Source organism: Aeromonas sp. R6-2 (assembly GCF_040908155.1).
Taxonomy (GTDB): Bacteria; Pseudomonadota; Gammaproteobacteria; order Enterobacterales; family Aeromonadaceae; genus Aeromonas; species Aeromonas schubertii.
On record NZ_JBFODE010000001.1, the window covers coordinates 1 to 24,622 of the forward strand.

Consider the following 24,622-nt stretch of genomic DNA (forward strand, 5'->3'; position numbering starts at 1 on the left):
CGCTTTTCGGTGCATCGCTGATGGTCAGGGTGTAGTTGGCCTTGCCCCCCTCGACCACGCTGGCATCGCCGCTCAGGGTCAGGGTCGGGGCATCCAGATCGTCTACGACTGTATTGGTGACGGTGCCGGTGGTGGTCACGGCTTCGTAGTTGCCGCCGCTGGTACCGCTGATACTGACGCTCAACGTTTCATCAGCTTGCTGGTAGATGTCATCGCCGCGCACCGGAACCGGCTCGCTGTCGGCGCTGCTGGCCCCCACCGGAATGGTGATCACCACGCCGTTGGAGAGGGTCACGGTCAGCGGGCTGCCGGTCACCGGGTTGTTGACGCTGGCGGTGTAGACGATGCTGCCGCCTTCGACCACGTCCTGGCCGGCGGTGGCCGAGCTTAAGGTCACGGTGGTGGTGTCCACGGTGTCGGCCACGGCGGTGGTCACCTTGCTGCCGGTGTCCAGCTGCTCGTAGTTGCCACCGCTGCTGCCGGTGATGCTCACCGTCAGGCTGCCGCCATCTTTGTACACGTCGTCGCTCGGAGCATCGACGGTCACGTTGCCGCTGAGCTCGCCCGCCTTGATGGTGATGCTGGCGCCGTTGGACAGGGTCAGCACCAGGTCGGTTTGCGGGGCGTGGTTGACGCTGGCGCTGTAGGTGATCTGGCTGCCTTCGTTGACCTCGGCCGGGGCGCTCAGGGTCACGGTGGTGGTATCCACGGTGTCGGTGACCTGAGTCGTGACAGGGGTGCCAGTGGTGATTTGATTGAAGTTGCCACCCTGGGTACCGGTCACGGTCACGGTCAGAGAGGAGGCATCCAGATACACATCATCACCCGGGGCGGTGACCACGACAGAGGCACTGGTCTGACCGACGGGGATCACTATGGTGGCACCATTGGAGAGAGTGACCACCAGATCGCTACCGTAGACAGGGGAGTCGACGGTCGCCACATAAGTAATGGTGCCTCCTTCGCTGACCGCGCTCTCGGCGCTCAGGGTGAGGCGGGCATCGGGTTTGAAGCCGGCAGCGCCCAGCAGGTCATTTTCCACAGGCGTGACAGAAACGTCCCGCGTCGTGTCATAACCTGCCTCGGCCAGGGTCTGTGAACCGCTGCGCTCCAGCACCACGAAGCCGCTGTTACTGCTGGCACCTGCCACACCGCCCCCCGCCGCGGGAGCACCACCTGCCGCGGTTGCGTCGAAGGTCTGTGTCGGGTCTTGCCCTTGCAAAATCGCCTGTTGCAAGGCATCGATATCGCCCGAAACGCTCGCGGCGACCTGTGCGTCCGGTTCATTCCCCTGAGGAGTATGGAGAGGCTCACTCATCTCGAAAGAGCCGTCATCGGCTACCACCACAGCCCCCTTGGGCAGTAACTCCCCTTCCCGCACGAGCCGGCGTGTTCCGTCTTCATTGAGGAGATAGACCTTGCCACTCAATTGCGAGATGACGACATCGTGCTGAAGGGTTGTGGTGCTCATGACGACTCCTGACACTGAAATTATAAAAATTAATTTATAAGGGTACCCAACCCGGGTGCTGTGTAACCAGTTCGAAATATCGAATGAAAGTTCATCAGCAGGGAGAGGCAAACCACTTAACCGAAAGGTTAAAAGTCATATTCATCAATAAGATGCAAAAAGAGCTCCGATGGGAGCTCTTTCGTTTTTATCTTGGACTAGCCTCCCACCCAGAGCAGGAGCGCCAGTAATTGGGGGGAGATGATGCGCAGGAACATCACCAGGGGGTAGACGGTGGCATAAGAGAGAGCGCTGGCCCCGCTGGTCGGATGCATTGCATTGGCAAAGGCGAGAGCCGGAGGGTCAGTCATGGAGCCGGCCAGCAAGCCGCAGAGACTCAAATAGTTCATCTTGCCATACCAGCGAGCCAGGCAACCGACCGTCAGGAGTGGCACGACAGTGATGAGGGCACCATAAAACATCCAGGCCGGACCATCACCATGCAACAGGGTATCGAAGAAACCGGCTCCGGATTTGAACCCTACCACGGCGAGGAAGAGCACAATACCGATCTCGCGTAGCGCCAGGTTGGCGCTGGGTGGCATAAACCAGTAGAGACGGCCGATGCTGCCGATCCGTGCCAGGATGAGGGCCACCACCAACGGGCCACCGGCCAGACCCAGCTTGAGCGCCGCCGGAAAGCCCGGCAGATAGAAGGGAACCGAACCGAGCAGCACCCCGAGACCGATGCCAATAAAAACCGGCAGCATCTGCACCTGCTGCAACTTCTGCTGCACGTTACCCACGATATTGGTGACCGCCTCGATGGCGTCGAGCCGCCCCACCAGATTGAGGATATCCCCAAACTGCAGGCTGGTCTGACTGGTGGGCACCAGCTCCACCCCGGCCCGGTTAAGTCTTGAGATCACCACGTCGTAGCGCTGCTTGATGTCGAGATCGCGGATCTTCTTGCCCAATACCTGCTCATTGGTCACCACGACCCGCTCCACCCGAAGATCGGTGCCCCGGGTAGACAGGGAGGTATCGACCTCCTCTCCCAGTACCAGCAAGGCGTTGTGCAGGGCCAACTTCTCACCGACCAGATGAAGCAGATCCCCCAGCTCAACCCGGGTATCGGGACGCGGCACCGTCAGCGTCTCTCCCCGCTTGAGACGGGAGCAGACGATATCACTCTCGTTCATACAGGGGATCTCGCGGATCATCAGACCATTGAGATTGGGGTTGCGGATGGCGATGTTGATGGTGTGCAGGCTCTCCTTGGTCTTGCCGCTCTGCTTCTCGAACTCGGCAGCTTCGTCGTCGATCTTGACGCGAAAGAAGAGTCTCACCAGCCACATGGTGAGCAAAATTCCGCAGATACCGAATGGATAGGCCACCGCATATCCCATCCCCATCATGCCGGTGAGACCAGGCTCGGCGCCCAACTCGGAGAGGATCTGTTGCCCCGCCCCGAGGGAAGGGGTATTGGTCACCGCCCCCGAGAAGATGCCGAGGATAACCGGCAGCGGAATATCAAACAGCTTATAGAGGATGACCACCATCACCCCGCCCATCGCCACCAGCAGAGCGGCGAAGGCATTGAGTTTAAGCCCCGAGCTGCGCAGAGAGGCGAAAAACCCCGGGCCCACCTGTATGCCTATGGTGTAGACAAACAGGATGAGGCCGAACTCCTGAATGAAGTGGAGGGTGTGAGCATCGAGCTCGAGCGCCATGGCACCGGCAAAGTGGCCCACCAGTATCCCCCCGAACAGAACGCCGCCAATGCCGAGCCCTACCCCGTAGATCTTCAGGTTGCCGAGCCACAGCCCGACCACGGCAACCAGTGCCAGCATACTGATGGCGAGTGCGATATCGCTCATCGACATCTCCTCAAATGAAAACTGTCACTAGCTTCGCAGTTCGTTTGCTCATGGACTGTGGCTCGGTGCACGTTTTGATAAGGGCAGACGATAAAACTACCAATTTATGGCTAATCAAAGAGGCAGGCTACCTCAACGTCGGGGTGCCCCGACTGTCATCACAGCGCAATTGGAGTTATGCTCTGCGGCCGGTAGAGAGGCGCAGAGTCAAGGATCCGGAGCCGCCGATGCAACTAGAAGAGCTGTTTGTTTCCCCCCATCAGGACCTCGATGGTCATATCAGTGCCCTGATCCAGGCCTTCCACGAGATGGATGACAGCCTGCAGCCCTACGATCGCAGTGACTTTACCCATCGCCTCGCCGACTCGGCCATGCCCGATGGCCAGATGGCGCTGACCGACTATCTGCATCGCCTGCAGCAACTGCTGCCCGGCATCTCGCACCTGGCCTCACCCCGCTACATGGGGCACATGACGGCCCCGCTGCCGGCCTATACGGGGGAGCTCTCACGCCTGCTCGCCATGCTCAACCAGAACCCCATGAAGATGGAGTCATCACGCCTGCTCAGTTTCCTGGAGCGCGAGAGTCTGGCCAGGCTCCATCGTCTGGTGTTTTCCCGGGGGCCGGACTTCTATGAACACTTCATGCATGACAAGGATGCAGCCCTCGGCGTCATGACCAGCGGTGGCACCATCGCCAACGTCACCGCTCTCTGGCTGGCCCGCAACCATGCCTGCGGCGACAACCTGTTTGCCCTGACTGAGCAGGGGTGGCGCGGTATCGCCATTCTGGGGTCACGCCTGATGCACTACTCCTTCGACAAGGGAATGGATTTGCTGGGAGCCGGCGCCGCCAGCGTGCGCCGCCTGCCGGTAGATGAACATAATCGCCTCTCCCTGCCGGCCCTGGAGGCCGAGCTGCGTCACTGCCAGGAGCAGAAGATCAAGGTGATCGCCCTCATCGGGGTGGCGGGTACGACCGACTTTGGCTCCATCGATCCCCTGCCGGAGATGGCGGCCATCGCCCGACGCGAGGGTATTCACTTCCATGTGGATGCGGCCTGGGGTGGGCCAACGGCCTTCTCTTCCCGCTACCGCGCCCTGCTCGCCGGCATGGAGCTGGCTGATACCGTCACTCTGGATGGCCACAAGCAACTGCTGGTGCCGCTTGGCACGGGCATGCTGCTGTGCCGTGAACCGGACCTCATGATGGCGGTCAAGCGCGAGGCCCCCTATGCCATTCGAGCCAGCTCCTTCGATCAGGGTCGTTTCACTCTGGAGGGAACCCGCCCCGCCAACGCCCTCTATCTGGATGCCGCCTTCCATCTCATCGGTGAACAGGGCTATGCCCGTCTCATCGAGGAGAACTATGACAGGGCCAGGTTGATGGCCAGTCTGATCGAGGCCGATCCCGCCTTCGAGTTGATGGCCGCCCCCGTCATGAATCTGCTGGCCTATCGCTGCATCCCCCCTCACCTGCAGGGCAAACCGCGGGATGAGTCAGCAAATATTCAGATCAATGCCTTCAACATCGCCCTGCAGAAACGGCAGCGTGCCGAGGGGCACAGCTTCGTCTCCCGAACCCAGCGGGCGGTGAGCCGCTATGGAGAGCAACCGCTCACTCTGCTGCGTGCGGTGCAGCTCAACCCGGGGATCCGGCGTGAACATATCGAGGCGCTTCTCGACGAGCAGAAGCAGCTCGGCCAGTTGGTCGCCCGTGAGCTTTTTTCCTGAACTGTTATGGCCTGGCCGGCTCGGTTACACTGAGGCCAACGAGGATCTGTAAACACCTATGAAGCAATTTATCGAATTCATTCCCCTGATCGTCTTCTTTGCGATCTACAAGCTCTATGACATTTACTACGCCACCGGCGCCCTGGTGGTGGTCACCGGCCTGCAACTGCTCTATGGCTGGCTGAAGTATCGCAAGGTCGAGAAGATGCAACTCTTCACCTTCGTGCTGGTCGCCTTCTTCGGCTCACTCACCCTCATCTTCCACGACGATACCTTCATCAAGTGGAAGGTCACCGTCATCAACGCCCTGTTCGCCCTCGCCCTGCTGATCGGTCGCTACGGCTTTGGCAAGAATCTGCTCAAGCAGATGCTGGGCAAGGAGCTGAGCGCCCCCGATCCCGTCTGGGATCGTCTCAATCTGGGCTGGGTCACCTTCTTCGCCCTCTGTGGCTTGCTCAACCTCTATATCGCCTTCAACCTGCCCCAGGAGGTCTGGGTCAACTTCAAGGTATTTGGTCTGCTGGGGCTGACGTTGATCTCGACCCTGCTCAGTGGTCTCTATCTCTATCGCCATCTGCCGGCCGAACAGAAAAAATAACCCCGTTCAAGGAGAGTTCGATGTGGTATCTGATTTTTGCCGAGGATGTACCCGGCAGCCTGCCCCTTCGCAAACAGGCCAGGCCGGCCCATCTGGCGAGGCTGCAGACACTGCAGGATGAGGGACGCCTGCTCACCGCCGGCCCCAACCCTGCCATCGATGCCGATGACCCCGGTGAGGCTGGATTTACCGGCTCTACCGTCATCGCCGAATTTGCCTCTCTGGCAGCAGCCCAGGCCTGGGCCGAGGCCGACCCTTATGTGAGCGCCGGGGTGTACGGTCACGTGACCGTCAAACCCTTCAAGCGGGTATTTTGAAAGCAAACGCCGGACTGAGTCCGGCGTTTTTTATCAGGAGGCCGAAACCACAAACCAGGGGTTGAGGATCTCCGCCTTGCCATAGTGCAGGGGCTCGCCCTCCAGGGTCGTCACCCTGCCCCCCGCCCCCTCTACCACCGCCTGGGCGGCCGCCGTGTCCCACTCACAGGTGGGGGCCAACCTGGGATAGAGGTGGGCCTTCCCCTCGGCCACCAGACAGAGCTTCAAAGAGCTGCCCATAGAGACCAGCTCCACCGGCCCTGTGAGCTTATCCAGATAGGCCTGTGTCTCGGGCGAGAGATGGTGACGGCTGCCCACCACCTTCCACACCTCCCCATCCCGGTGGGGTTGAACCTTGACAGGATGAGTCTCACCCGCCTCTGCCCGCTCGGCGCCCAGAGTGGGTCCTCCACTCCAGCTCACCCCGAGCACAGGGGCATACACGACGCCCCAGACAGGCCGCCCCTCCTCGATGAGCGCGATATTGACGGTGAACTCGCCATTGCGAGAGATAAACTCCTTGGTGCCATCGAGGGGATCCACCAACCAGAAACGACGCCAGCCTAGACGCTGACGCATCACCTCGGGGGTGGACTCCTCCGAAAGCACTGGCCAATCAGGGGTCAGGGCGTGCAGCCCGGCGCAGATGATGGCATGAGCCTGCCGGTCAGCGTCTGTCAGAGGGGATCTGTCGTGCTTGTAATCCACATCGAGCGGGCGCTCATAGAGGTCGAGGATGGCATCACCCGCCTCTCGGGCCAACCTGGTCACCTGCTGACGCAGCGTATCGGTTATCGGCATCTTGGTCTCTTTCCTTTATCTTTCATAATGTTGTCATCATACGCCAGCGACATCTCATGCCCTTATAGCATTTTCAACGCACTTATCCTCCTGTGGTTTATTCCAGCACTGCCTCTCCCTCTGTGCACTAGAACTGGTTGTGGGACCACCCAGTAACCCAAGGAGAGTAAGATGAAAATACGGACGTTGATCCTGCCCCTGCTGCTGAGCTGTCTACCTCTGACAGGCACACCGGCGCTGGCTGCCCAAAAGACACCGGTGGCACAGGAGAAGGTGGCCACCGTCACGGCAAGCGACAAGGTCAACATCAATACCGCAACCCTGGAGCAGTTGACCCGGCTCAAGGGGATTGGCGAGAAGAAGGCACAAGCCATCATCGAGTATCGGGATAAACAGGGTAGCTTCACCTCGGTCGAGCAGTTGGCCGAGGTGAGTGGCATCGGGCCGGCAACGCTGGATGCCAATCGGGACACGATCGTCCTCAAGTAACCCGAAGGCGGCCAGTGGCCGCCTTCGTTTTGTTGGAGTAAGATGCCGCCATCATGTCTCGCCGGAATCTCTCCATGAAAAAGAGTCCCATCCTGGTTCGTAAAGCCGTATTGCCCGTCGCCGGACTGGGCACCCGCATGCTGCCCGCCACCAAGGCCATCCCCAAGGAGATGCTGCCGGTCGTGGACAAGCCTCTCATTCAGTATGTGGTCAACGAGGCCATCGCCGCAGGCATCAAGGAGATCGTACTGGTGACTCACTCCAGTAAGAACTCCATCGAGAACCACTTCGACAAGAGTTTCGAACTGGAAGCCACCCTGGAGAAGCGGGTGAAGCGCCAACTGCTCGCCGAAGTACAGGCCATCTGCCCAAAAGACGTGACCATCATGCATGTGCGTCAGGGTGAGGCCAAGGGTCTGGGCCACGCTATCCTCTGTGCGCGTCCGTTGATCGGTGACAACCCCTTCGCCGTGCTGCTGCCGGATGTACTGATCGACGACGTCGCCAGTAATCCCAAGCAGGACAATCTGGCCGAGATGGTGCATCTGTTTGAAGAGGAGCAGGTCAGCCAGATCATGGTAGAAGAGGTACCTCATAGCGAGGTCGACAAGTACGGCGTCGCCGATATCAAGGGAGAGACCCTCTGCGCCGGCATGTCCCTGCCGATGCAGGCCATCGTCGAGAAACCGGCCAGAGATGAGGCCCCCTCCAACCTGGCCGTGGTCGGCCGGTATGTCCTCTCGGCCCATATCTGGCCCCTGTTGGAGAAGACCCTTCCCGGTGCCGGTGACGAGATCCAGTTAACCGACGCCATTGCCACCCTCATGGAACAAGAGCAGGTCAACGCCTACTTCATGAAGGGAAAGAGCCATGACTGCGGCAGCAAGCTGGGCTACATGAAGGCCAATGTGGAATATGCGGTACGCCACCGTGAACTCGATGGGGAGTTCATCGACTGGCTCAAGGCCTTTGCCAAACAGCTGTAATCACAAGATTTTTCTTTTTTTCAGCATAAATAACTGGGCATCATATGATGCCCAGTTTTCATTTAGGCAACATTTTATCAATGTTAGATTGATAAAAATCTGATAAATCAGCTTCTTGTAATTAAAGCATCCTTGTTCTATAAGGGTTTAGGCTTGTTCCGAAGCCCTTGCATAAAATCACAATTAAAACATCAAACACAGGTGGAAGTTCCATGAATACCCCGTCAAAAGGGACCTTTTTAGGTCACCCTAAAGGGCTCTTCTTGCTCTTTAGTACCGAGCTGTGGGAGCGATTCTCCTACTACGGCATGCGTGCCGTCCTGATCCTTTACCTCACTGCCCAAACGACCAGCGGTGGTCTCGGTTGGAGTGAGGCTGATGCGCTCAAGCTCTACGGTATCTATACCGGCCTGGTCTATATCACACCGCTGATCGGTGGCTGGTTGGCCGATACCTTCCTCGGTCAACGCCGCGCCATTTTGATCGGTGCCGTGCTGATGGCACTGGGCCAGTTTACCCTGGCTCTCCCCCATGGGCTCTTCGCTGGCCAAATGACCACTGTCTTCTACACTGGTCTGGCTCTGCTTATCGTGGGTAATGGCCTGTTCAAACCGAACATCTCCACCATGGTGGGCGATCTCTACGAAGAGGGCGATCATCGCCGTGACGGCGCCTTTACCATCTTCTATATGGGTATCAACCTGGGTGCCCTGCTGGCAGGCTTTATTGCCGGTGCAGCCGCCAACAGCTATGGCTGGCAAGCGGCCTTTATCGCCGCCGGCATCGGCATGGTGATCTCCCTGGTGCTGCAAGCCACCATGGCTCCCGGCCTGCTGGGGGATATCGGTAAAGAGCCGGCCGCCAAGCGCGCCGCCGCCAAGAACAACTCACAGAAGAAGGCTCCCCTGACCAAACAGGAAGTGGATCGTATCAAGGTGATCCTGGTGCTGGGTCTGTTCACCATCATCTTCTGGGCCGGCTTCGAGCAGGCTGGTGGCCTGATGAACCTCTACACCCAGGAGTACACCGACCGCATGATCGGCAGCTTCGAGGTGCCGACCGCCTGGTTCCAGTCCCTCAACCCCTTCTTCATCATCACCCTGGCCCCTCTGATGGCGGCGCTCTGGGTCAAGATGGGCAAGCGCGAACCCAACTCTCCCGTGAAATTTGCCATGGGTCTGCTGTTCCTGGCCGTGGGTTTTGTCTTCATGGTAGGAGCGACCCTGCAACAGGGTGGTGATAGCACTGTCAAGACCTCCATGTTCTGGCTGATCGGTGCCTATCTGTTCCATACCCTGGGCGAGCTCTGCCTCTCTCCTATCGGCCTCTCCATGGTGACCAAGCTGGCACCGCTGCGCCTGGCCTCACTGATGATGGGAGCCTGGTTTGGCTTCGTCGCCCTGGCCAACTATGCGGCCGGCTTCATCGGCTCCTACGTGGGTGAGTCTGGCCCGCTGGCCATCTTCGGTGGTATCGCCGTGGCGGCGACCATCAGTGCCGTGATCCTGCTACTGATGGCCAACCGTCTGGTCTACTGGATGCATGGTGCCGAAGGTCAACAGCACGAGAAGAAAGCGGAGCAGGAAGGCGAGCTGCAAGCCAGCGCCATCTAATCCGAAACAATAAAAGCATATGAAGGGCGCCGATGGCGCCCTTTTCATTGACGATGAATGCTCAGATTCAAGGCCCCGCCCATTTCGCTATCGACGTGTAATGAGAAGGGGGCATGCCAGCTACGACGGTGCAGGGGATAATCGGCATCGCGCATCAGCCCGAGTGGCAAGCCTCCATGACGGGCAAGCCAATGGGGAGACGTCAGACCTGCGTTGGCAAAGAGCAGGTTGTCATCCTGCCCGAACAGCAAGGCCGCTACACTGATGGGTTGATGTACACCTGACTCCATAAGGGTCCAGTTGAGATAGGAGAGCAGCTTGCCAGGATGCTCCAGCAGGGTGCTCTCCCCCTGTTGATACTGTCGATACGGGGTGTTCATCAGCATCCTGACCAGAGCAGAACAAAAGGGTCCGTCCGGCCCCAGCAGGGGTAACTCCATCACCAGCAGCAACAGGCGCTGCTCGACTTTAAAGCTCTCCACCAGAAAGAGGTGCCCGCCCCCCTGACTGGTCACCTGCCACTCTCCCCACTCCTGCAGTGCCGGATGTTTCTGCAACGCCACCAGACGAGTCGCCAGCCGATCCTCGCGTAGCGCATCCATATGCTCGAGCAGTTCCAGTTGTTGCATGGCGGTGGGCTGGCGATCAAGACACTGCTCGATGCTGAAACGAACGAGCTCCCAGTCACGAATGGGCTTGATAAGGTAATCCCTGGCCCCCGCACGCAGCACCCTGGCCACTACATCCATTCGACTCTGCGCCGATACCACGATAACCGGGAGCTCCGGGTAGCGGGCACTCAGACAGGCCATCACCTCGTGTCCATCCATGGCCGGCATATTGAGATCACACAAGACCACATGGGGTCGGTAGAGTGCCGCGGCCGCCATGCCTTCAATGCCATCATCGGCGTGAAAGACCTCGGCCCCCAGCCCTTGTAAATAAGCGCTCAGCAGATGCCGAAAGACGGCTTCATCTTCGATGAGCAGTATGCGAACTCCCGAAAGCGACATCCAGAACACCCGCCTTGATACCCAGTGATGACCATTGGGCTAATCCTAGCCCAGAAGTACGACTTGCTCCTGAATAGCATCAGAATAATATATCAATCAATAGGTGATTTTCAGTCTGAATACGCTGGGCTATTCCTGCATACTGGTGACTCAAAGGCAGATCCACAGGGTGGTGAATCAGGAGGCCCTGTTTGTCGGGCTACCACGAGCGTTTGTCCCACCGCCCGCCATCGGCGATAATGGCGCCATCTTGCTGTAAAGAGATGAGTGATGACCCCTGCCGAGTACCAAGCCCTCTCCCACCCCAGGCTTTCGCATCCAGCCAAAACCCTCTATTGCCTGCATCTGAGGCGGCTTTGGCTCGAGCAGCAACCCAGGGTGCTCAACTATCCTCAGCTGGGAAGGGCATTGGCGGTCACCGATCCCGCATCTCCGAGTGGATTCAGCTACCAGGTAAATGGTCGTCAGCTTACCCTGCTGCTGGAGGAGTTGATTGCTGCGGGATTACTCGAGGCACAAGCGACCGGTGAGCATTTCCACTCCCAGCCCTTTATCCTGCCGCTCCTGCAACAGGAGGCTCACTCGCCCCTGCCGCAGGTTCCCTTTCCCATGCACCTGGAGTGGCGACCCGACGAGAGTATGCCGGCACTGGCGCGCCTGTGTGGCGTGATAGACTGCAGCTACAGCGAAGAGGACCTAGGGGAGTTTATCGCCTATTGGCTGGGCCGCCCCGAGGTATTCGATAACCATCATCAGTGGACCCTCAAATTTATTCGTGCGCTGAAGACCCGGCGCTATGTGCGACGCCAGCAGCCACAGGAGCAGGGCTATCAGCAGGTGACAGTACAACATAGTGAGTCCGGCCCCAGTCGCCGGGCCCAAGAGATGATTGAAGAGGCCAAACGTCTGGCCCAGCAGAAGGAGCAAGAGCATGGCTCATGATCAAGATCCCCTGAAGCAGGATCTGGCCGACATCGCAGCCAGGCGCCAGCAAATCAATCGCGAGAAGCAGGGGCGACAGCAGCACGATCCGGCACTGCAGCGCCACGTAGGCACCCTGCTGGAGCGGATTCGCCGTCTGCAACAGGAAACCGGCGGCACTCAATACGACTACGAAACCCTGCGCAAGGAGTACGAAAGCAAGGCCAATGCCGAGGTGCGAGAGTTACAAAAACAGGCTCGCCAGGATCGCATCAAGCGCCTGATTGCCCAGGCGGACCTCAATCCCGAGTGGATATTTGAACGCATGGATCAGCAGGATCCTGCCCTGCAGTATGCCATCGAGACGGCACGTTACTTCATCAGCGGTTTCGAGCACTGGGAGAAGAGTGGCGGTGGCTGCATGCTGATCTACGGGGACTATGGAACCGGCAAGTCGACCCTGGCTGGCGCCGTCGCTCACGAGTTGATCGAGCGGCATCAGAAGTCGGTGATCTTCCAGCAGTGGGCCTCCATTGTCGATCGCCTCTTCTTCAACGTCATCGAGGATCAGGAGGAGCGCAACCAATACCGGCGAGCCCTGGAGGAGGTAGACCTGCTCATCATCGATGAGGTAGCCGCCAACCGGGCCAAACTGACCGAAAGCCAGTCCAGCTTTCTCGGCCATCTGCTGCGCCGCCGTCGCAACCTCTCCAAGAGCGTGATTCTTATCACCAATCACGCCCCCGAGAGCCTTCATCGGGCGATAGGTGACTTCAGCTTCGAGGCGATCAAGGCCTTTAACCCGGTCGACATCCATCTTGCCGGCCCGAGCCGCCGCCCTAACATCGGACACTACGGCGGCTAACGCCACAAAAAACGAGGCCCACTATCCAGGGGATAACGGGCCTTAAAAATAGGTGCTACGGAATTGCGATTTCTCATCGCAAGAAACAATTAGAAGGGGGTCACCTTCTAAACTGGCACTGTGAGACTAACCTGAAGCAAACGTTTTACACAGTGAAATCTTCCGGCTTTGAGAGCAAGCTCTCACTCTGCAAACAAAGGCCCATGAGAACGTCATCCAGCGCCACACACGGTGGCGCGGCGCCCTGGTCAGGCAAGCGGCTTGCCATCGAGCTGCTCGACCAGCAGGCAGTCATCCCCCGCCAACTGGCAGGCCCTGCCCTTCAGGGCGACAGGATGCCCCACCGGGGGGGTAACGCCATCAGGCATTAGCAGCACCACACTGCGCGTGCCATCGTCAAACAGCCAGCGCCCCTCTTTGAGGGGGGCAATCACCATCCCCTCCATCTCGAGCTTCGAGGCAGGCCAATGACGGCGCTCTCCCTCGCGGCTGGCCACAAACTCACCATGCAGTCCAAAACTGGCCAGCCCCCACAAGATGGAGAGCCCGACACTGTGCGTCATGTCCTCGTCTCCGTCTCAATCTAACTGTTACCTCAGTATGGTGACGGATTTCTGAGTCCAACATGAACAAAAATGTAACAATTTGGTGACTGACAGCACAAAACACACTTTCTAACAATTAAGGGCGATGAATAGACAGAAACGCCGTCATTATTCCACATTTACATCTGCTGACTCTCTGGCCCGGTTCAACCACAACGAGACCCCTCCATGGCGATCGCACATCCCCTCTTCGCGTGCGGCCCGAATCCGGGTGCCATCCCGACAAAGCGCTCGCCAGGCATCGGGGTCATCGATGCGAGGCTCCCTCTCCGGTGTCACACCACAACCAGGCAGCCATAACATTAACCCGCAGATAATCAGTGCTCTCATCCTCTCCCCCCTGCCAATCACGGCTTATCTGAAAATCATTCAGAGTCGAATTAATTCCATTTCTGCCCTCTCAAGGGAGGTCTATGCTCACCATGATGCCTCCGTCTCGATAAGCGGACACTGGTTTATCACTCTACAAGGAATGTCATGAGCCTCATCGGTGTAATTTTTGCCATCCTCGTCATTTTGGGCGGCAACATGATCGAGGGGGGCCATCCTCGGGCTCTGCTCGATCTCCCTGCATTTATGATTGTCATCGGCGGCACTCTGGGTGCAGCCATGACCCAATTCCCCTTCTCGGTGATCGGCGCTTCGATGAAGCGCTTCAAATGGCTGATCGCCCCTCCCAAAAGCGACATGGTCGCTCAGTCTGAGCTGTTGCAGGAGCTGGCCGGTAACGCCCGACGTAATGGCATGCTGGCACTGGAAGGCATGCTCGATCAGATAGGAGATCCCTTCCTCAAAAAGGGGATCCAGATGATGGTCGATGGCTACGAAAAGGAGAAAATTTACGAGGTCCTCGAAAAGGAGATGGAGTTCGAGCAAGAGGATATTGAGCAGACGGTGAAATTCTACGAGGCCATGGGGGGATACTGCCCGACCATGGGAATAGTGGGCGCCGTGTTTGGTCTGATCCACGCCATGGGCCTGCTCTCGGCACCTGACAAACTCGGTGGAGCCATCGCCGTGGCCTTTATTGCCACCATCTATGGCGTTTCGGCAGCCAACCTGATCTTTCTTCCCTTCGGCAACCGCTACAAGGCATTCGCTCATCAGATACGCCATGCCAAGGAAATGACCCTCACCGGCGTCATGTGCATCATGGATGGTGAATCCCAACAACGGCTTCAGGTCAGTCTTAGCCCCTACTTAGGACATGAGGCAAATGAAAAAGAAAAAGGCTGAAGCCCCTGAGAATCATGAGCGCTGGTTGGTCTCCTATGCCGACTTCATGACGTTGCTGTTCGCCCTCTTCGTGGTGCTCTACTCCTTCGCCATGGCCAAACAGTCAGAGGCTCGGGTCATCATTCAGGGCTTTATCGAATCACTGGGCAAGATAGGCCTCATCTCTCCCCCGGCTGGCTCCCCTGTGATGCAGGGAGGTACGGGAATTCTGGAGCCAGATTCGCACTCCCATATAAATGGGGATGAGAAGAGCAGTGTGATTGAGAGCGATAACAAGCCGGCCTCGGATCCCATCAACGAGACCATAGGGCACTCCGAGCAAGCAGATCCAAACAATAGCTGGCCGCACCCTGCTCCGCAGAGCAGTGGCTGGGTAAAAGAGAGCAGGGAGAAACTCGATCAACAACTCAAGAGCGAGATAGACAAAAAAGAGATCGAGGTAGAGCAACTCGGCGATGAGCTGATCATTCGTATCGGCGAGCGTACACTGTTCCCCGCCGACTCCGCCTATCTACAGCCTCAATTCATTCCTCTGGTGGAACGAGTGGCCACTGTGTTAGCCGACATTCCGGGTCAGATCACCGTATCGGGCCATACGGATAACACTCAACCTCCCGCTGAACTTTACCAGAGTAACTGGGAGCTATCGGTACTGCGCGCCGCATCTATCGTTCATGTCCTCATCAAGGATCCCCAACTCGATGCAACCCGAATCATCGCCCAGGGTAAGGCTGACACTCATCCCCGCTTCCCCAACGACACTCAGGCTCACCGAGAGGGCAACCGCAGGGTCGAAATCACCCTGACTCAGGGCACACCAACCGAACAGTCATTGCCATTGCTAAAGAAACCCGATGCAAAGAGATCTGGATAAATAAAATACACTCTCATTTTCATTTGTAAAAATGCGCGCAACAAAAGAAACGATTAATTAAAAAACAAAACATTAGATTCACTTTCACCTACCAAGCCTCTGAATAAAATGACATCATTGTTACTGCCGTTTTTCTCTCGGTAGGGAACAACACCTATGTTTTCAGGAGTCATTCCAGAGCATTGGGCCTTCACCGTCTATGTGATCGCCGCCTTTGCCATCTGCTTCACCATGATAGGGCTGGCCGCCTTTCTGGGAGGGCGAGCCCGGGGACGTGCCAAGAACAAGCCCTTCGAGTCGGGTGTGGAATCGGTCGGTAATGCCCGCCTGCGCTTCTCGGCAAAGTTTTATCTCGTCGCCATGTTTTTCGTCATCTTCGATGTCGAGGCCCTCTACCTCTTCGCATGGGCTGTCTCGGTGCGAGAGACCGGCTGGGTCGGCTTTATCGAAGCCACCATCTTTATCGTGCTGCTGCTGGTCGGTCTCCTCTATTTGTGGCGTATCGGCGCCCTCGACTGGTCCCCCGGCAAGAAACCCCTCAACCAGCAACAGGACTAACCCGTCTTTGAGGTCTGCTCATGAAGTACACCCTGACCCGGATCGATCCCGACGCCCCTCTGGAGCGTTACCCCCAAGAGCAGCGCCAGACGGTCGCTGACCCTCTGGCCCAGAGTGCCGAACGCGGCATACTGCTCGGACGGGTGGAAGAGGTATTGCACGACGCGGTGAACTGGGGCCGCAAGAACTCCCTCTGGCCCTATAACTTCGGCATCTCCTGCTGCTATGTGGAGATGTGTACCGCCTTCACCTCCCCCCACGACGTGGCCCGATTCGGCGCCGAGGTCATCCGGGCATCACCCCGTCAGGCGGACTTCATGGTGATCGCCGGTACCCCCTTCATCAAGATGGCGCCCGTCATCCAGCGCCTCTATGAGCAACTGCTCGAACCCAAGTGGGTCATCTCCATGGGCGCCTGTGCCAACTCGGGCGGCATGTACGACATCTACTCTGTGGTGCAGGGGGTCGACAAGTTTCTGCCGGTCGACGTCTATATTCCGGGCTGCCCGCCCCGTCCCGAGGCCTTCCTCGAGGCCCTGATGCTGTTGCAGGACTCTATCGGCAAGGAGCGCCGCCCCCTCTCCTGGGTGGCGGGGGATCAGGGCATCTACCGCCCTCAGCTGGAGGCGATGAAAGAGCGCAAGCGGGGCGAGCGGATCGCCGTCAAGAACCTGCGGACCCCGGACGAGAGCTGATATGCGACTGACCAACGAGTTTCCGACCAATGCCGAGATGGCCCGGTGGCAACCGGGTGACCAGGCGCAAGCCCCCATCGTCGGCGAGCTGTTCGCCCATTTCGGGAGCGACCCCTTTACCCTGCAGACCACCCGTACCGGCATCCCCGTACTCTGGCTACCCAGAGAGTTGCTGCTGGATGTGCTGCGCTTCGTGCGCCAGCAACCCAAGCCATTCGTGATGCTCTACGATCTGCACGGAGTCGACGAGCGGATGCGCAGCCACCGCGAGGGGCTCCCCCCCTCGGATTTCACCGTCTTCTACCACCTGCTATCCATCGACAGAAACAGTGACCTGATGCTGAAGGTGCCCCTGCAGGAGGGGGACCTCACCCTGCCGAGCGCCACCGCTCTCTATCCCAACGCCAACTGGTATGAACGCGAGGTGTGGGATCTGCTCGGCATCACCTTCAACGGTCACCCCCACCTGACCCGCATCATGATGCCGCGCAGCTGGCAGGGACACCCGTTACGCAAGGATTATCCGGCGCGGGCCACCGAGTTTGACCCCTTCATGCTCGATGCCGCCAAGCAGGACATGGAGCAGGAGAACCTGCTGTTCAAACCGGAAGAGTGGGGGCTGCGGCGGGGCAATGCCAACGAGGACTATATGTTCTTGAACCTCGGCCCCAACCACCCGTCGGCACACGGGGCATTTCGCCTGGTGTTGCAGCTCGATGGAGAAGAGATCCTCAACTGTGTGCCCGACATCGGTTATCACCATCGCGGCGCCGAGAAGATGGGTGAACGCCAGTCCTGGCACAGCTACATCCCCTACACAGACCGGGTCGAATACCTGGGCGGAGTGATGAACAACCTCCCCTATGTGCTGGCGGTCGAGAAGCTGGCAGGCATCAAGGTGCCCCAGCGGGTCGACATGATCCGGGTGATGCTGGCAGAGCTGTTCCGCATCCAGAGCCACCTGCTCTTTATCGGCACCTATATTCAGGACGTGGGCGCCATGACCCCGGTCTTCTTCACCTTCACCGACCGGCAACGCATCTACAACATCATCGAGGCGATCACCGGGGCCCGCATGCACCCGGCCTGGTTCCGCATCGGCGGCGTGGCTCACGATTTGCCGCAAGGGTGGCGTCAGCTCATCAAGGAGAACCTGCTCGACTGGCTGCCCAAGCGCCTGATGGAGTACGAGAAGGCGGCCATGCGCAACAGCATCCTGAAAGGGCGCACCATTGGCGTCGCCGCCTACTCGACCTCGCAGGCGCTGGCCTGGGGGACCACAGGGGGCGGCCTGCGCGCCACCGGCCTCAACTTCGATATCCGCAAATGGCGCCCCTATTCGGGCTATGACCAGTTCGAGTTCGAGGTACCGGTAGGCGCCAACGGTGACGCCTATGATCGCGCCATGGTGCGCCTCGAGGAGATGCGCCAGAGCATGCGTATCATAGCCCAATGCCTCGAGCACATGCCCGAGGGGCCCTTCAAGGCGGATCACCCGCTCACCACGCCACCACCCAAAGAGCGCACCCTGCAGCACATCGAGACCCTCATCAACCACTTCCTGCAGGTGTCGTGGGGGCCCGTGATGCCAGCCGCCGAGTCGTTCCAGATGATCGAGGCGACCAAGGGCGTCAACAGCTACTACCTGACCAGTGACGGCTCCACCATGAGCTATCGCACCCGGATCCGGACCCCGAGTTTCGCCCACCTGCAGCAGATCCCCTCGGTGATCCGCGGCCAGATGGTGTCGGATCTCATCGTCTATCTGGGCAGTATCGATTTCGTTATGTCGGATGTGGATCGCTAAGCCATGAGCCACCAGCAATGTCAGTGCCAGAAAGGCGCATTACAACAAGACGCACCGGGATGCGCGGGGGGCTTTGCCCTCACCGACGCCGAGCGTGACGCCATCACCCACGAGAAACACCACTACGAGGATCCCCGCGCCGCCAGCATCGAGGCCCTCAAGATAGTGCAGCAGGCTCGTGGCTGGGTGCCTGACGGTGCCATTCCCGCCATCGCCGCCGAGCTGGGGATCCCCGCCAGCGACGTGGAAGGAGTTGCCACCTTCTACAGCCAGATCTTCCGCCAGCCGGTGGGGCGCCACATCATCCGGGTGTGCGACAGCATGGTCTGCTACATCAACGGTCACGAGGGGGTCTTGGCCACCCTCAAGGAGCACATCGGTATCGCGCCCGGCCAGACCACAGAGGACGGCCGCTTCACCCTGCTCCCCGTCTGTTGTCTGGGCAACTGCGACAAGGGGCCGGCCATGATGATCGACGACGACACCTTTGGTGGTCTCGATGGCGAGGCCCTGCGCCAGACCCTGGAGAACTACCCATGAGATTGACCTCTTTTGGCACCGCCAATCTGATCGCCCGGGCCGCCGAGACTCACCCGCTCACCTGGCGCCTGCGCGACGACGGCGCACCGGTCTGGCTGGACGAATACCGGGCCAAGCAGGGCTATGAGGCCGCTCGCAAGGCCCTCGGCCAGATGACGCCGGACGAGATAGTTGCGACCGTCAAGGATGCCGGCCTCAAGGGGCGCGGCGGGGCGGGCTTCCCCACCGGGGTGAAGTGGGGCCTGATGCCCAAAGACGAGAGCATGAACATCCGTTACCTGCTATGCAACGCCGACGAGATGGAGCCCAACACCTGGAAGGACAGGCTGCTGATGGAACAGCTGCCCCACCTGCTTATCGAGGGGATGCTCATCTCGGCCCGGGCACTGAAGGCCTACCGTGGCTACATCTTCCTGCGCGGCGAATACGTCGACGCGGCGACCAACCTGCGCCGTGCCGTGGAAGAGGCCAGGGCCGCCGGCCTGCTCGGCAAGAACATTCTGGGTTCGGGCTTTGACTTCGAGCTGTTCGTCCACACCGGCGCAGGCCGCTACATCTGTGGCGAGGAGACGGCGCTCATCAACTCTCTGGAGGGACGCCGCGCCAACCCGCGAGCCAAGCCCCCCTTCCCCGCCGTCTCCGGGGTCTGGGGCAAGCCCACCTGCGTCAACAACGTCGAAACCCTGTGCAACGTGCCGGCCATCATCGGCAACGGGGTGAGCTGGTATCAGGGGCTGGCCCTGCCCGGCTCGGAAGATCACGGCACCAAGCTGATGGGCTTCTCGGGCAAGGTCAAAAATCCGGGCCTGTGGGAGCTCCCCTTCGGCATCACGGCCCGGGAACTGTTCGAAGAGTATGCCGGCGGCATGCGCGACGGTTACACCCTCAAGGCCTGGCAACCGGGCGGCGCCGGTACCGGCTTCCTGCTACCCGAACACCTCGACGCCAAGATGTACACGGCCGGTATCGGCAAGGTGGGCACCCGGATGGGGACCGGCCTCGCCATGGCGGTGGATGACCGCATCAGCATGGTGAGCCTGCTGCGCAATATGGAGGAGTTCTTCGCCCGCGAGTCGTGCGGTTGGTGCACCCCCTGTCGCGATGGTCTGCCCTGGAGCGTCAAGCTGCTGCGCGCCATCGAGCGTGGTGAAGGGGAGCTGGGGGATCTCGAGACCCTGGAGCAGCTCTGCCGCCAACTCGGTCCGGGCAAGACCTTCTGCGCTCACGCGCCGGGGGCGGTAGAGCCGCTCGCCAGCGCCATCCAATATTTCCGCCCGGAGTTCGAGGCCGGGATCAAGGGCGCGGGCGATAACCGCAAGGCAATCAAGGGCGTGCAGCCCAATCTGCTGAACCAGCGCTGGTCGTAGACGCGGCGATCTGTTGCGAAGGAAAGATGCTGTATGGCAACCATTCATGTTGATGGCAAAGAGTATGAAGTCGACGGGGCCGATAACCTGCTGCAGGCCTGTCTCTCCCTTGGCCTGGATATCCCCTATTTCTGCTGGCACCCGGCGCTTGGCAGCGTCGGTGCCTGCCGCCAGTGTGCGGTCAAGCAGTATCAGAATGCCGACGACAAGCGCGGCCGGCTGGTCATGTCCTGTATGACACCGGCGAGCGACGGCACCTTTATCGCCATCGAAGACGAAGAGGCGGTCGAGTTTCGCAAGAGTGTGGTGGAGTGGTTGATGACCAATCACCCCCACGACTGTCCGGTGTGTGAGGAGGGGGGCGCCTGCCACCTGCAGGACATGACGGTGATGACGGGTCACAACAGCCGCCGCTATCGCTTCACCAAGCGCACCCACCAGAATCAGGATCTCGGCCCCTTCGTGGCCCACGAGATGAACCGCTGCATCGCCTGCTATCGCTGCGTGCGCTACTACAAGGATTATGCCGGCGGCGAGGATCTCGGGGTCTACGGTGCCCACGACAACGTCTACTTCGGTCGGGTCGAGAGCGGCACTCTGGAGAGCGAGTTTTCCGGTAACCTGGTCGAGGTGTGCCCCACCGGCGTCTTCACCGACAAGACTCACTCCGAGCGCTTCAACCGCAAGTGGGACATGCAGTTTGCCCCCAGCATCTGCCAGCAGTGCTCGGTCGGCTGCAACATCAGCCCGGGTGAGCGCTACGGCGAGCTACGCCGTATCGAAAACCGCTACCACGGCGCCATCAACCACTACTTCCTGTGCGACCGGGGCCGCTTCGGCTATGGCTGGGTCAATCTGGAGGAGCGCCCCATGCAGCCCCTGCTGCGCGAGGGTGACAACAGCATCAGCATCACCCGCGAGGGGGGAATCAACCGCGCCGCCGACGCCCTGCGCGCCGGCCGTGGTGTCATCGGTATTGGCTCTCCACGCGCCAGTCTGGAGAGTAACTTCGCCCTGCGCGAGCTGGTGGGCGCAGAGAATTTCTCCTGCGGTATCGAACACCGCGAGTGGGAGTGCCTCACCCTGATGCGCAGAGTGCTGCAAGAGGGGGGAGTACGCACCCCCAGCCTGCGCGACATGGAGGAGGCCGACGCCATCCTGATCCTCGGCGAGGATGTGACCCAAACCGCCGCCCGCATCGCCCTGGCCCTGCGCCAGGCGGTCAAGGGCAAGGCCCGCGCCAAGGCCCGCGCCATGAAGGTCGACGAGTGGCAAGTGGCCGCCGTCGCAACCCTGGGGCAGTTCGACCGTTGGCCCCTGCTCATCACCGGCACCCATCCCGGCCGACTCGACGACGTGGCCGAAGCCACCTGGTACGGAGCACCGGTCGATCAGGCCCGTCTCGGCTTTGCCATCGCCCACCAGCTCAGTGACGACGCCCCGACGGTGATCGACATGGATGAGGCAACCGCGCTCCTGGCTCATCAGTGGGCCACCCTGCTGGCGGGGGCCAAGAAGCCCCTCATCATCGCCGGCAGCCAGGCGCATACTCCGGCCCTTATCGAAGCTGCCGCCAACCTGGCGCGCGCCCTCAAGGCGCGTGGCCAAGAGGCCGAGCTGGCCCTGGTCGGCGCCGAGGTCAACTCCCTGGGGCTGGCCATGCTCGGTGGCATGCCCCTCGAGGAGGCCCTGAACAGACTCGAGGCCGAGCCGGGCCAAACCCTGCTGGTGATGGAGAACGATCTCTATCGGCGCGCCCCGCGCCAACGACTCGACGCCATCTGCAGCGGGTTGCAGCAGTTGATCGTCATCGATCATCAGGAGACAGAGACGGCTCGCCGCGCTCACCTGATCCTGCCGGCCACCACCTTTGCCGAGGGGGATGGCACCCAGATCAACATGGAGGGGCGCGCCCAGCGCAGCTTCCAGGTGTTCGATCCCCACTGGTACCACCCGGACGTGCTGGTACAAGAGAGCTGGCGCTGGCTCGGTGCCCTTGAGGGGGCCCTGCAGGGGATGGGACCGCGCTGGGACAAGTGGAGCCAGGTGTGCGAGGCATGCATTCATGCCTTCCCCGTGCTCGCCCCCATGAAGGAGCCGACCCCCAACGCCGGTCTGCGTATCCGCGGCATGAAACTGGCCCGCGAGCCACACCGCTACAGCGGCCGCACCTCCATGCTGGCCGATCGCAGCGTGCATGAGCCTCGGGTTGCCCAGGATCAGGACTCTCCCTTCGCCTTCTCCATGGAGGGTTACGCCGGCGCCCGGCAACCCCTGGCCCAGGTGCCGTTTGCCTGGGCACCGGGCTGGAACTCACCGTCGGCCTGGAACAAGTTTCAAGACGAGGTGGGGGGCCACCTGCGCGCCGGCGACCCGGGCCGTCGCCTGATCGAGGCCACAGAGGGTGACCTGCCCTGGTTCCAGGCCCCGGCCCCCTTCACCGCCTCATCCTCAGGCCTGACGGTAGTGAATCTGGCGCAGCTCTTCGGTAGCGAGGAGCTCTCCGCCAAGAGCCCGGTCTTCCGCCAGCGGATGGGCAGGCCGGAGGGGATGGTGAGCCACGCGGACGCCACCCGCCTCGCCTTGCAGGAGGGCCAGAAGATCGCCTTCAGTTGGGGAGGCAGCCACTGGCAGTTTACCGTGCGGGTGAGTGAACACTTCCCGGTAGGCCTTATCGGCCTGCCCCTTGGCATGGGGGGCTTGCCGACCGCCCTGCAGCACGCCGTAGTGGCCGATCTCAAGGAGGCGATCGCATGAGCGACGAGATGCTGAACCTGCTGATCGAGGTGGGCAAGGCGCTGGTGATCCTCATTGCCGTGATCGGTGCCGGTGCCTTCATGAGCTTCATCGAGCGTCGCCTCCTGGGGCTGTGGCAAGATCGCCACGGCCCCAACCGGGTGGGCCCCTTCGGCCTGTTGCAGCTACTGGCCGACATGATCAAGATGTTCTTCAAGGAGGACTGGATCCCCCCCTTCGCCGATCGCCGCCTCTTTGTGCTGGCGCCGGTCATCGCCTTCACCGCCTTTATCCTGGCCTTCGCCGTGGTGCCGGTGACCCCCACCTGGGGTGTCTCCAACCTCAACGTGGGGCTGCTCTACATCCTGGCCATCGCCGGCATGGCAGTCTATGCGGTGCTGTTCGCCGGCTGGTCGAGCAACAACAAGTACTCCCTGCTCGGCAGCCTGCGCGCCTCGGCCCAGACCCTCTCCTACGAGGTGTTTCTGGGTCTCTCCCTGATGGGAATAGTGATTCAGGCGGGCAGTTTCAACCTGCGCGACATCGTCGAAGCCCAGGCCGACCTCTGGAATGTCGTTCCCCAGTTCCTCGGCTTTATCACCTTCCTGTTCGCCGGTGTGGCGGTCACTCACCGTCACCCGTTCGATCAGCCGGAGGCAGAGCAGGAGCTGGCTGATGGCTATCACATCGAATATGCCGGTATGAAGTGGGGGCTCTTCTTCGTGGGGGAATACATCGGCATAGTGCTGGTCTCGTCGCTCATCGTCACCCTCTTCTTCGGGGGCTGGCAGGGTCCCTGGCTCCCGCCCGTGGTCTGGTTCGCCGGCAAAACCGCCTGCTTCATCGTCTTCTTTATCCTGCTGCGCGCCTCGCTGCCGAGACCGCGCTTCGATCAGGTGATGTCGTTTGGCTGGAAGGTGTGTCTGCCCCTGACCCTCATCAATATGTTGGTCACCGGGGCTCTGGTGCTGGTCAATGGCTGAGGCGATTTGAGATGAAAATAGTCAGTATTATCAAAGGTGTCGGCTCACAGATCCGCAGCCTGGCCATGGTCTTCTCCCACGCCTGGCGCCCCCGTGAGACCCTGAGTTACCCGGAGCAGCCGGTGCCGCTCCCCCCTCGCTATCGCGGTCGCATCGTGCTGACCCGTGATCCGGACGGAGACGAGCGCTGCGTGGCCTGTAACCTCTGCGCCGTGGCCTGCCCGGTGGGCTGCATCTCGCTGCAAAAGTCCGAACGCGACGACGGGCGCTGGTATCCCGAGTTCTTTCGCATCAACTTCTCCCGCTGCATCTTCTGCGGCCTGTGCGAGGAGGCATGCCCCACCACGGCCATTCAGCTCACCCCCGACTTCGAGATGGGGGAGTATCGCCGTCAGGACCTGGTCTACGAGAAGGAGGATCTCCTCATCAGCGGACCGGGCAAGTATCCCGACTACAACTTCTACCGCATGAGCGGCATGGCCATCGAAGGCAAACCCAAGGGTGAGGCCGAGAACGAGGCCAAGCCCATCGATGTGAAGAGTCTGCTGCCCTGAG

The 24,622-nt window shown here is 60.2% G+C and carries 23 protein-coding genes; 18 read left to right on the forward strand and 5 right to left on the reverse strand.

What is annotated here, in order from left to right:
* A partial coding sequence (locus tag AB5Y48_RS00005) for a retention module-containing protein (RefSeq protein WP_368163358.1) occupies positions 1–1,471 on the reverse strand: 1,471 nt, incomplete at its 3' end.
* Between the two features lie 197 nt (positions 1,472–1,668).
* Entirely contained in the window at positions 1,669–3,330 is a 1,662-nt protein-coding gene (locus AB5Y48_RS00010) for a putative transporter (protein WP_050667394.1), read from the reverse strand.
* 227 nt (positions 3,331–3,557) lie between these two features.
* Here AB5Y48_RS00010 and AB5Y48_RS00015 point away from each other — a divergent pair, with 227 nt between their 5' ends.
* From AB5Y48_RS00015 to AB5Y48_RS00025, 3 genes are read left to right on the forward strand one after another with little or no spacing between them, the layout of a single operon-like run.
* Positions 3,558–5,063, forward strand: coding sequence for an aminotransferase class V-fold PLP-dependent enzyme (locus AB5Y48_RS00015; protein WP_368163359.1), 1,506 nt, complete (start codon positions 3,558–3,560; stop codon positions 5,061–5,063).
* Between the two features lie 58 nt (positions 5,064–5,121).
* Positions 5,122–5,661, forward strand: a complete 540-nt coding sequence (locus tag AB5Y48_RS00020) for a septation protein A (protein ID WP_050667392.1) — start codon at positions 5,122–5,124, stop codon at positions 5,659–5,661.
* A gap of 20 nt (positions 5,662–5,681) precedes the next feature.
* Complete coding sequence (locus AB5Y48_RS00025) at positions 5,682–5,978, forward strand: YciI family protein (protein ID WP_060584119.1); 297 nt, start codon at positions 5,682–5,684, stop codon at positions 5,976–5,978.
* Between the two features lie 33 nt (positions 5,979–6,011).
* Here the strand turns inward: AB5Y48_RS00025 and cysQ are convergent, their stop codons facing one another.
* Positions 6,012–6,779, reverse strand: coding sequence for a 3'(2'),5'-bisphosphate nucleotidase CysQ (cysQ, locus tag AB5Y48_RS00030; protein WP_368163361.1), 768 nt, complete (start codon positions 6,777–6,779; stop codon positions 6,012–6,014).
* A 171-nt stretch (positions 6,780–6,950) separates the two neighbouring features.
* On the opposite strand from cysQ, the gene AB5Y48_RS00035 reads away from it, so the two are divergent.
* The 3 genes from AB5Y48_RS00035 to AB5Y48_RS00045 all read left to right on the forward strand — a co-directional run bounded on the left by AB5Y48_RS00035 (position 6,951) and on the right by AB5Y48_RS00045 (position 9,867).
* Complete coding sequence (locus tag AB5Y48_RS00035) at positions 6,951–7,268, forward strand: ComEA family DNA-binding protein (RefSeq protein WP_368163363.1); 318 nt, start codon at positions 6,951–6,953, stop codon at positions 7,266–7,268.
* 74 nt (positions 7,269–7,342) lie between these two features.
* Positions 7,343–8,254, forward strand: coding sequence for a UTP--glucose-1-phosphate uridylyltransferase GalU (gene galU, locus AB5Y48_RS00040; RefSeq protein ID WP_060584115.1), 912 nt, complete (start codon positions 7,343–7,345; stop codon positions 8,252–8,254).
* Between the two features lie 212 nt (positions 8,255–8,466).
* The gene (locus AB5Y48_RS00045; RefSeq protein WP_050667387.1) at positions 8,467–9,867 is read left to right on the forward strand and encodes a peptide MFS transporter; all 1,401 of its coding nucleotides are present in this window, start codon (positions 8,467–8,469) and stop codon (positions 9,865–9,867) included.
* A gap of 44 nt (positions 9,868–9,911) precedes the next feature.
* Here AB5Y48_RS00045 and AB5Y48_RS00050 read toward each other — a convergent pair whose 3' ends face one another.
* Positions 9,912–10,880 carry a response regulator gene (locus AB5Y48_RS00050; RefSeq protein WP_368163365.1) on the reverse strand — a complete coding sequence of 323 codons (969 nt, stop codon included), beginning with the start codon at positions 10,878–10,880 and terminating at the stop codon, positions 9,912–9,914.
* A gap of 270 nt (positions 10,881–11,150) precedes the next feature.
* Between AB5Y48_RS00050 and AB5Y48_RS00055 the strand changes: the two genes are divergently transcribed.
* Entirely contained in the window at positions 11,151–11,822 is a 672-nt protein-coding gene (locus AB5Y48_RS00055; RefSeq protein WP_050667385.1) for a DnaT-like ssDNA-binding domain-containing protein, read from the forward strand.
* Positions 11,812–12,666, forward strand: coding sequence for a DnaA/Hda family protein (locus AB5Y48_RS00060; RefSeq protein ID WP_368163367.1), 855 nt, complete (start codon positions 11,812–11,814; stop codon positions 12,664–12,666). Before AB5Y48_RS00055 ends, AB5Y48_RS00060 begins: the two co-directional genes overlap by 11 nt.
* A 248-nt stretch (positions 12,667–12,914) precedes the next feature.
* On the opposite strand, the gene AB5Y48_RS00065 is transcribed toward AB5Y48_RS00060, so the two are convergent.
* Positions 12,915–13,229, reverse strand: coding sequence for a hypothetical protein (locus AB5Y48_RS00065; protein WP_050667383.1), 315 nt, complete (start codon positions 13,227–13,229; stop codon positions 12,915–12,917).
* Between the two features lie 519 nt (positions 13,230–13,748).
* On the opposite strand from AB5Y48_RS00065, the gene AB5Y48_RS00070 reads away from it, so the two are divergent.
* The 10 genes from AB5Y48_RS00070 (at position 13,749) to nuoI (ending at position 24,621) form a co-directional block, all read left to right on the forward strand.
* Positions 13,749–14,507 (forward strand): flagellar motor protein, encoded by a 759-nt coding sequence (locus AB5Y48_RS00070; protein WP_368163369.1) that lies wholly within the window; start codon positions 13,749–13,751, stop codon positions 14,505–14,507.
* Positions 14,488–15,381, forward strand: a complete 894-nt coding sequence (locus AB5Y48_RS00075; protein ID WP_368163370.1) for a MotB family protein — start codon at positions 14,488–14,490, stop codon at positions 15,379–15,381. Before AB5Y48_RS00070 ends, AB5Y48_RS00075 begins: the two co-directional genes overlap by 20 nt.
* A gap of 156 nt (positions 15,382–15,537) precedes the next feature.
* Complete coding sequence (locus tag AB5Y48_RS00080) at positions 15,538–15,939, forward strand: NADH-quinone oxidoreductase subunit A (RefSeq protein WP_060584110.1); 402 nt, start codon at positions 15,538–15,540, stop codon at positions 15,937–15,939.
* 20 nt (positions 15,940–15,959) lie between these two features.
* On the forward strand, positions 15,960–16,634 hold the full coding sequence (locus AB5Y48_RS00085) for an NADH-quinone oxidoreductase subunit B family protein (protein ID WP_005351836.1): 675 nt from the start codon (positions 15,960–15,962) through the stop codon (positions 16,632–16,634).
* 37 nt (positions 16,635–16,671) lie between these two features.
* Positions 16,672–18,441, forward strand: a complete 1,770-nt coding sequence (gene nuoC, locus AB5Y48_RS00090; RefSeq protein WP_162491599.1) for an NADH-quinone oxidoreductase subunit C/D — start codon at positions 16,672–16,674, stop codon at positions 18,439–18,441.
* A gap of 3 nt (positions 18,442–18,444) precedes the next feature.
* Positions 18,445–18,981, forward strand: a complete 537-nt coding sequence (gene nuoE / locus AB5Y48_RS00095; RefSeq protein WP_082178025.1) for an NADH-quinone oxidoreductase subunit NuoE — start codon at positions 18,445–18,447, stop codon at positions 18,979–18,981.
* Entirely contained in the window at positions 18,978–20,348 is a 1,371-nt protein-coding gene (gene nuoF, locus AB5Y48_RS00100) for an NADH-quinone oxidoreductase subunit NuoF (RefSeq protein WP_368163372.1), read from the forward strand. Before nuoE ends, nuoF begins: the two co-directional genes overlap by 4 nt.
* A 33-nt stretch (positions 20,349–20,381) precedes the next feature.
* Positions 20,382–23,105, forward strand: a complete 2,724-nt coding sequence (nuoG, locus tag AB5Y48_RS00105) for an NADH-quinone oxidoreductase subunit NuoG (RefSeq protein ID WP_368163373.1) — start codon at positions 20,382–20,384, stop codon at positions 23,103–23,105.
* Positions 23,102–24,067 carry an NADH-quinone oxidoreductase subunit NuoH gene (gene nuoH / locus AB5Y48_RS00110; protein WP_050667379.1) on the forward strand — a complete coding sequence of 322 codons (966 nt, stop codon included), beginning with the start codon at positions 23,102–23,104 and terminating at the stop codon, positions 24,065–24,067. The genes nuoG and nuoH overlap by 4 nt, the downstream gene beginning before the upstream one ends.
* Before the next feature lie 11 nt (positions 24,068–24,078).
* The gene (nuoI, locus tag AB5Y48_RS00115) at positions 24,079–24,621 is read left to right on the forward strand and encodes an NADH-quinone oxidoreductase subunit NuoI (RefSeq protein WP_050667378.1); all 543 of its coding nucleotides are present in this window, start codon (positions 24,079–24,081) and stop codon (positions 24,619–24,621) included.
* Position 24,622 lies beyond the last annotated feature (1 nt).

Excerpts from the sequence above, each read along its gene's own strand:
- AB5Y48_RS00010 (WP_050667394.1), bottom strand. The coding sequence starts at position 3,330 with ATGAGCGATATCGCACTCGCCATCAGTATGCTGGCACTGGTTGCCGTG.
- AB5Y48_RS00015 (WP_368163359.1), top strand. The coding sequence starts at position 3,558 with ATGCAACTAGAAGAGCTGTTTGTTTCCCCCCATCAGGACCTCGATGGT.
- AB5Y48_RS00020 (WP_050667392.1), top strand. The coding sequence starts at position 5,122 with ATGAAGCAATTTATCGAATTCATTCCCCTGATCGTCTTCTTTGCGATC.
- AB5Y48_RS00025 (WP_060584119.1), top strand. The coding sequence starts at position 5,682 with ATGTGGTATCTGATTTTTGCCGAGGATGTACCCGGCAGCCTGCCCCTT.
- cysQ (WP_368163361.1), bottom strand. The coding sequence starts at position 6,779 with ATGCCGATAACCGATACGCTGCGTCAGCAGGTGACCAGGTTGGCCCGA.
- AB5Y48_RS00035 (WP_368163363.1), top strand. The coding sequence starts at position 6,951 with ATGAAAATACGGACGTTGATCCTGCCCCTGCTGCTGAGCTGTCTACCT.
- galU (WP_060584115.1), top strand. The coding sequence starts at position 7,343 with ATGAAAAAGAGTCCCATCCTGGTTCGTAAAGCCGTATTGCCCGTCGCC.
- AB5Y48_RS00045 (WP_050667387.1), top strand. The coding sequence starts at position 8,467 with ATGAATACCCCGTCAAAAGGGACCTTTTTAGGTCACCCTAAAGGGCTC.
- AB5Y48_RS00050 (WP_368163365.1), bottom strand. The coding sequence starts at position 10,880 with ATGTCGCTTTCGGGAGTTCGCATACTGCTCATCGAAGATGAAGCCGTC.
- AB5Y48_RS00055 (WP_050667385.1), top strand. The coding sequence starts at position 11,151 with ATGACCCCTGCCGAGTACCAAGCCCTCTCCCACCCCAGGCTTTCGCAT.
- AB5Y48_RS00060 (WP_368163367.1), top strand. The coding sequence starts at position 11,812 with ATGGCTCATGATCAAGATCCCCTGAAGCAGGATCTGGCCGACATCGCA.
- AB5Y48_RS00065 (WP_050667383.1), bottom strand. The coding sequence starts at position 13,229 with ATGACGCACAGTGTCGGGCTCTCCATCTTGTGGGGGCTGGCCAGTTTT.
- AB5Y48_RS00070 (WP_368163369.1), top strand. The coding sequence starts at position 13,749 with ATGAGCCTCATCGGTGTAATTTTTGCCATCCTCGTCATTTTGGGCGGC.
- AB5Y48_RS00075 (WP_368163370.1), top strand. The coding sequence starts at position 14,488 with ATGAAAAAGAAAAAGGCTGAAGCCCCTGAGAATCATGAGCGCTGGTTG.
- AB5Y48_RS00080 (WP_060584110.1), top strand. The coding sequence starts at position 15,538 with ATGTTTTCAGGAGTCATTCCAGAGCATTGGGCCTTCACCGTCTATGTG.
- AB5Y48_RS00085 (WP_005351836.1), top strand. The coding sequence starts at position 15,960 with ATGAAGTACACCCTGACCCGGATCGATCCCGACGCCCCTCTGGAGCGT.
- nuoC (WP_162491599.1), top strand. The coding sequence starts at position 16,672 with ATGGCCCGGTGGCAACCGGGTGACCAGGCGCAAGCCCCCATCGTCGGC.
- nuoE (WP_082178025.1), top strand. The coding sequence starts at position 18,445 with ATGAGCCACCAGCAATGTCAGTGCCAGAAAGGCGCATTACAACAAGAC.
- nuoF (WP_368163372.1), top strand. The coding sequence starts at position 18,978 with ATGAGATTGACCTCTTTTGGCACCGCCAATCTGATCGCCCGGGCCGCC.
- nuoG (WP_368163373.1), top strand. The coding sequence starts at position 20,382 with ATGGCAACCATTCATGTTGATGGCAAAGAGTATGAAGTCGACGGGGCC.
- nuoH (WP_050667379.1), top strand. The coding sequence starts at position 23,102 with ATGAGCGACGAGATGCTGAACCTGCTGATCGAGGTGGGCAAGGCGCTG.
- nuoI (WP_050667378.1), top strand. The coding sequence starts at position 24,079 with ATGAAAATAGTCAGTATTATCAAAGGTGTCGGCTCACAGATCCGCAGC.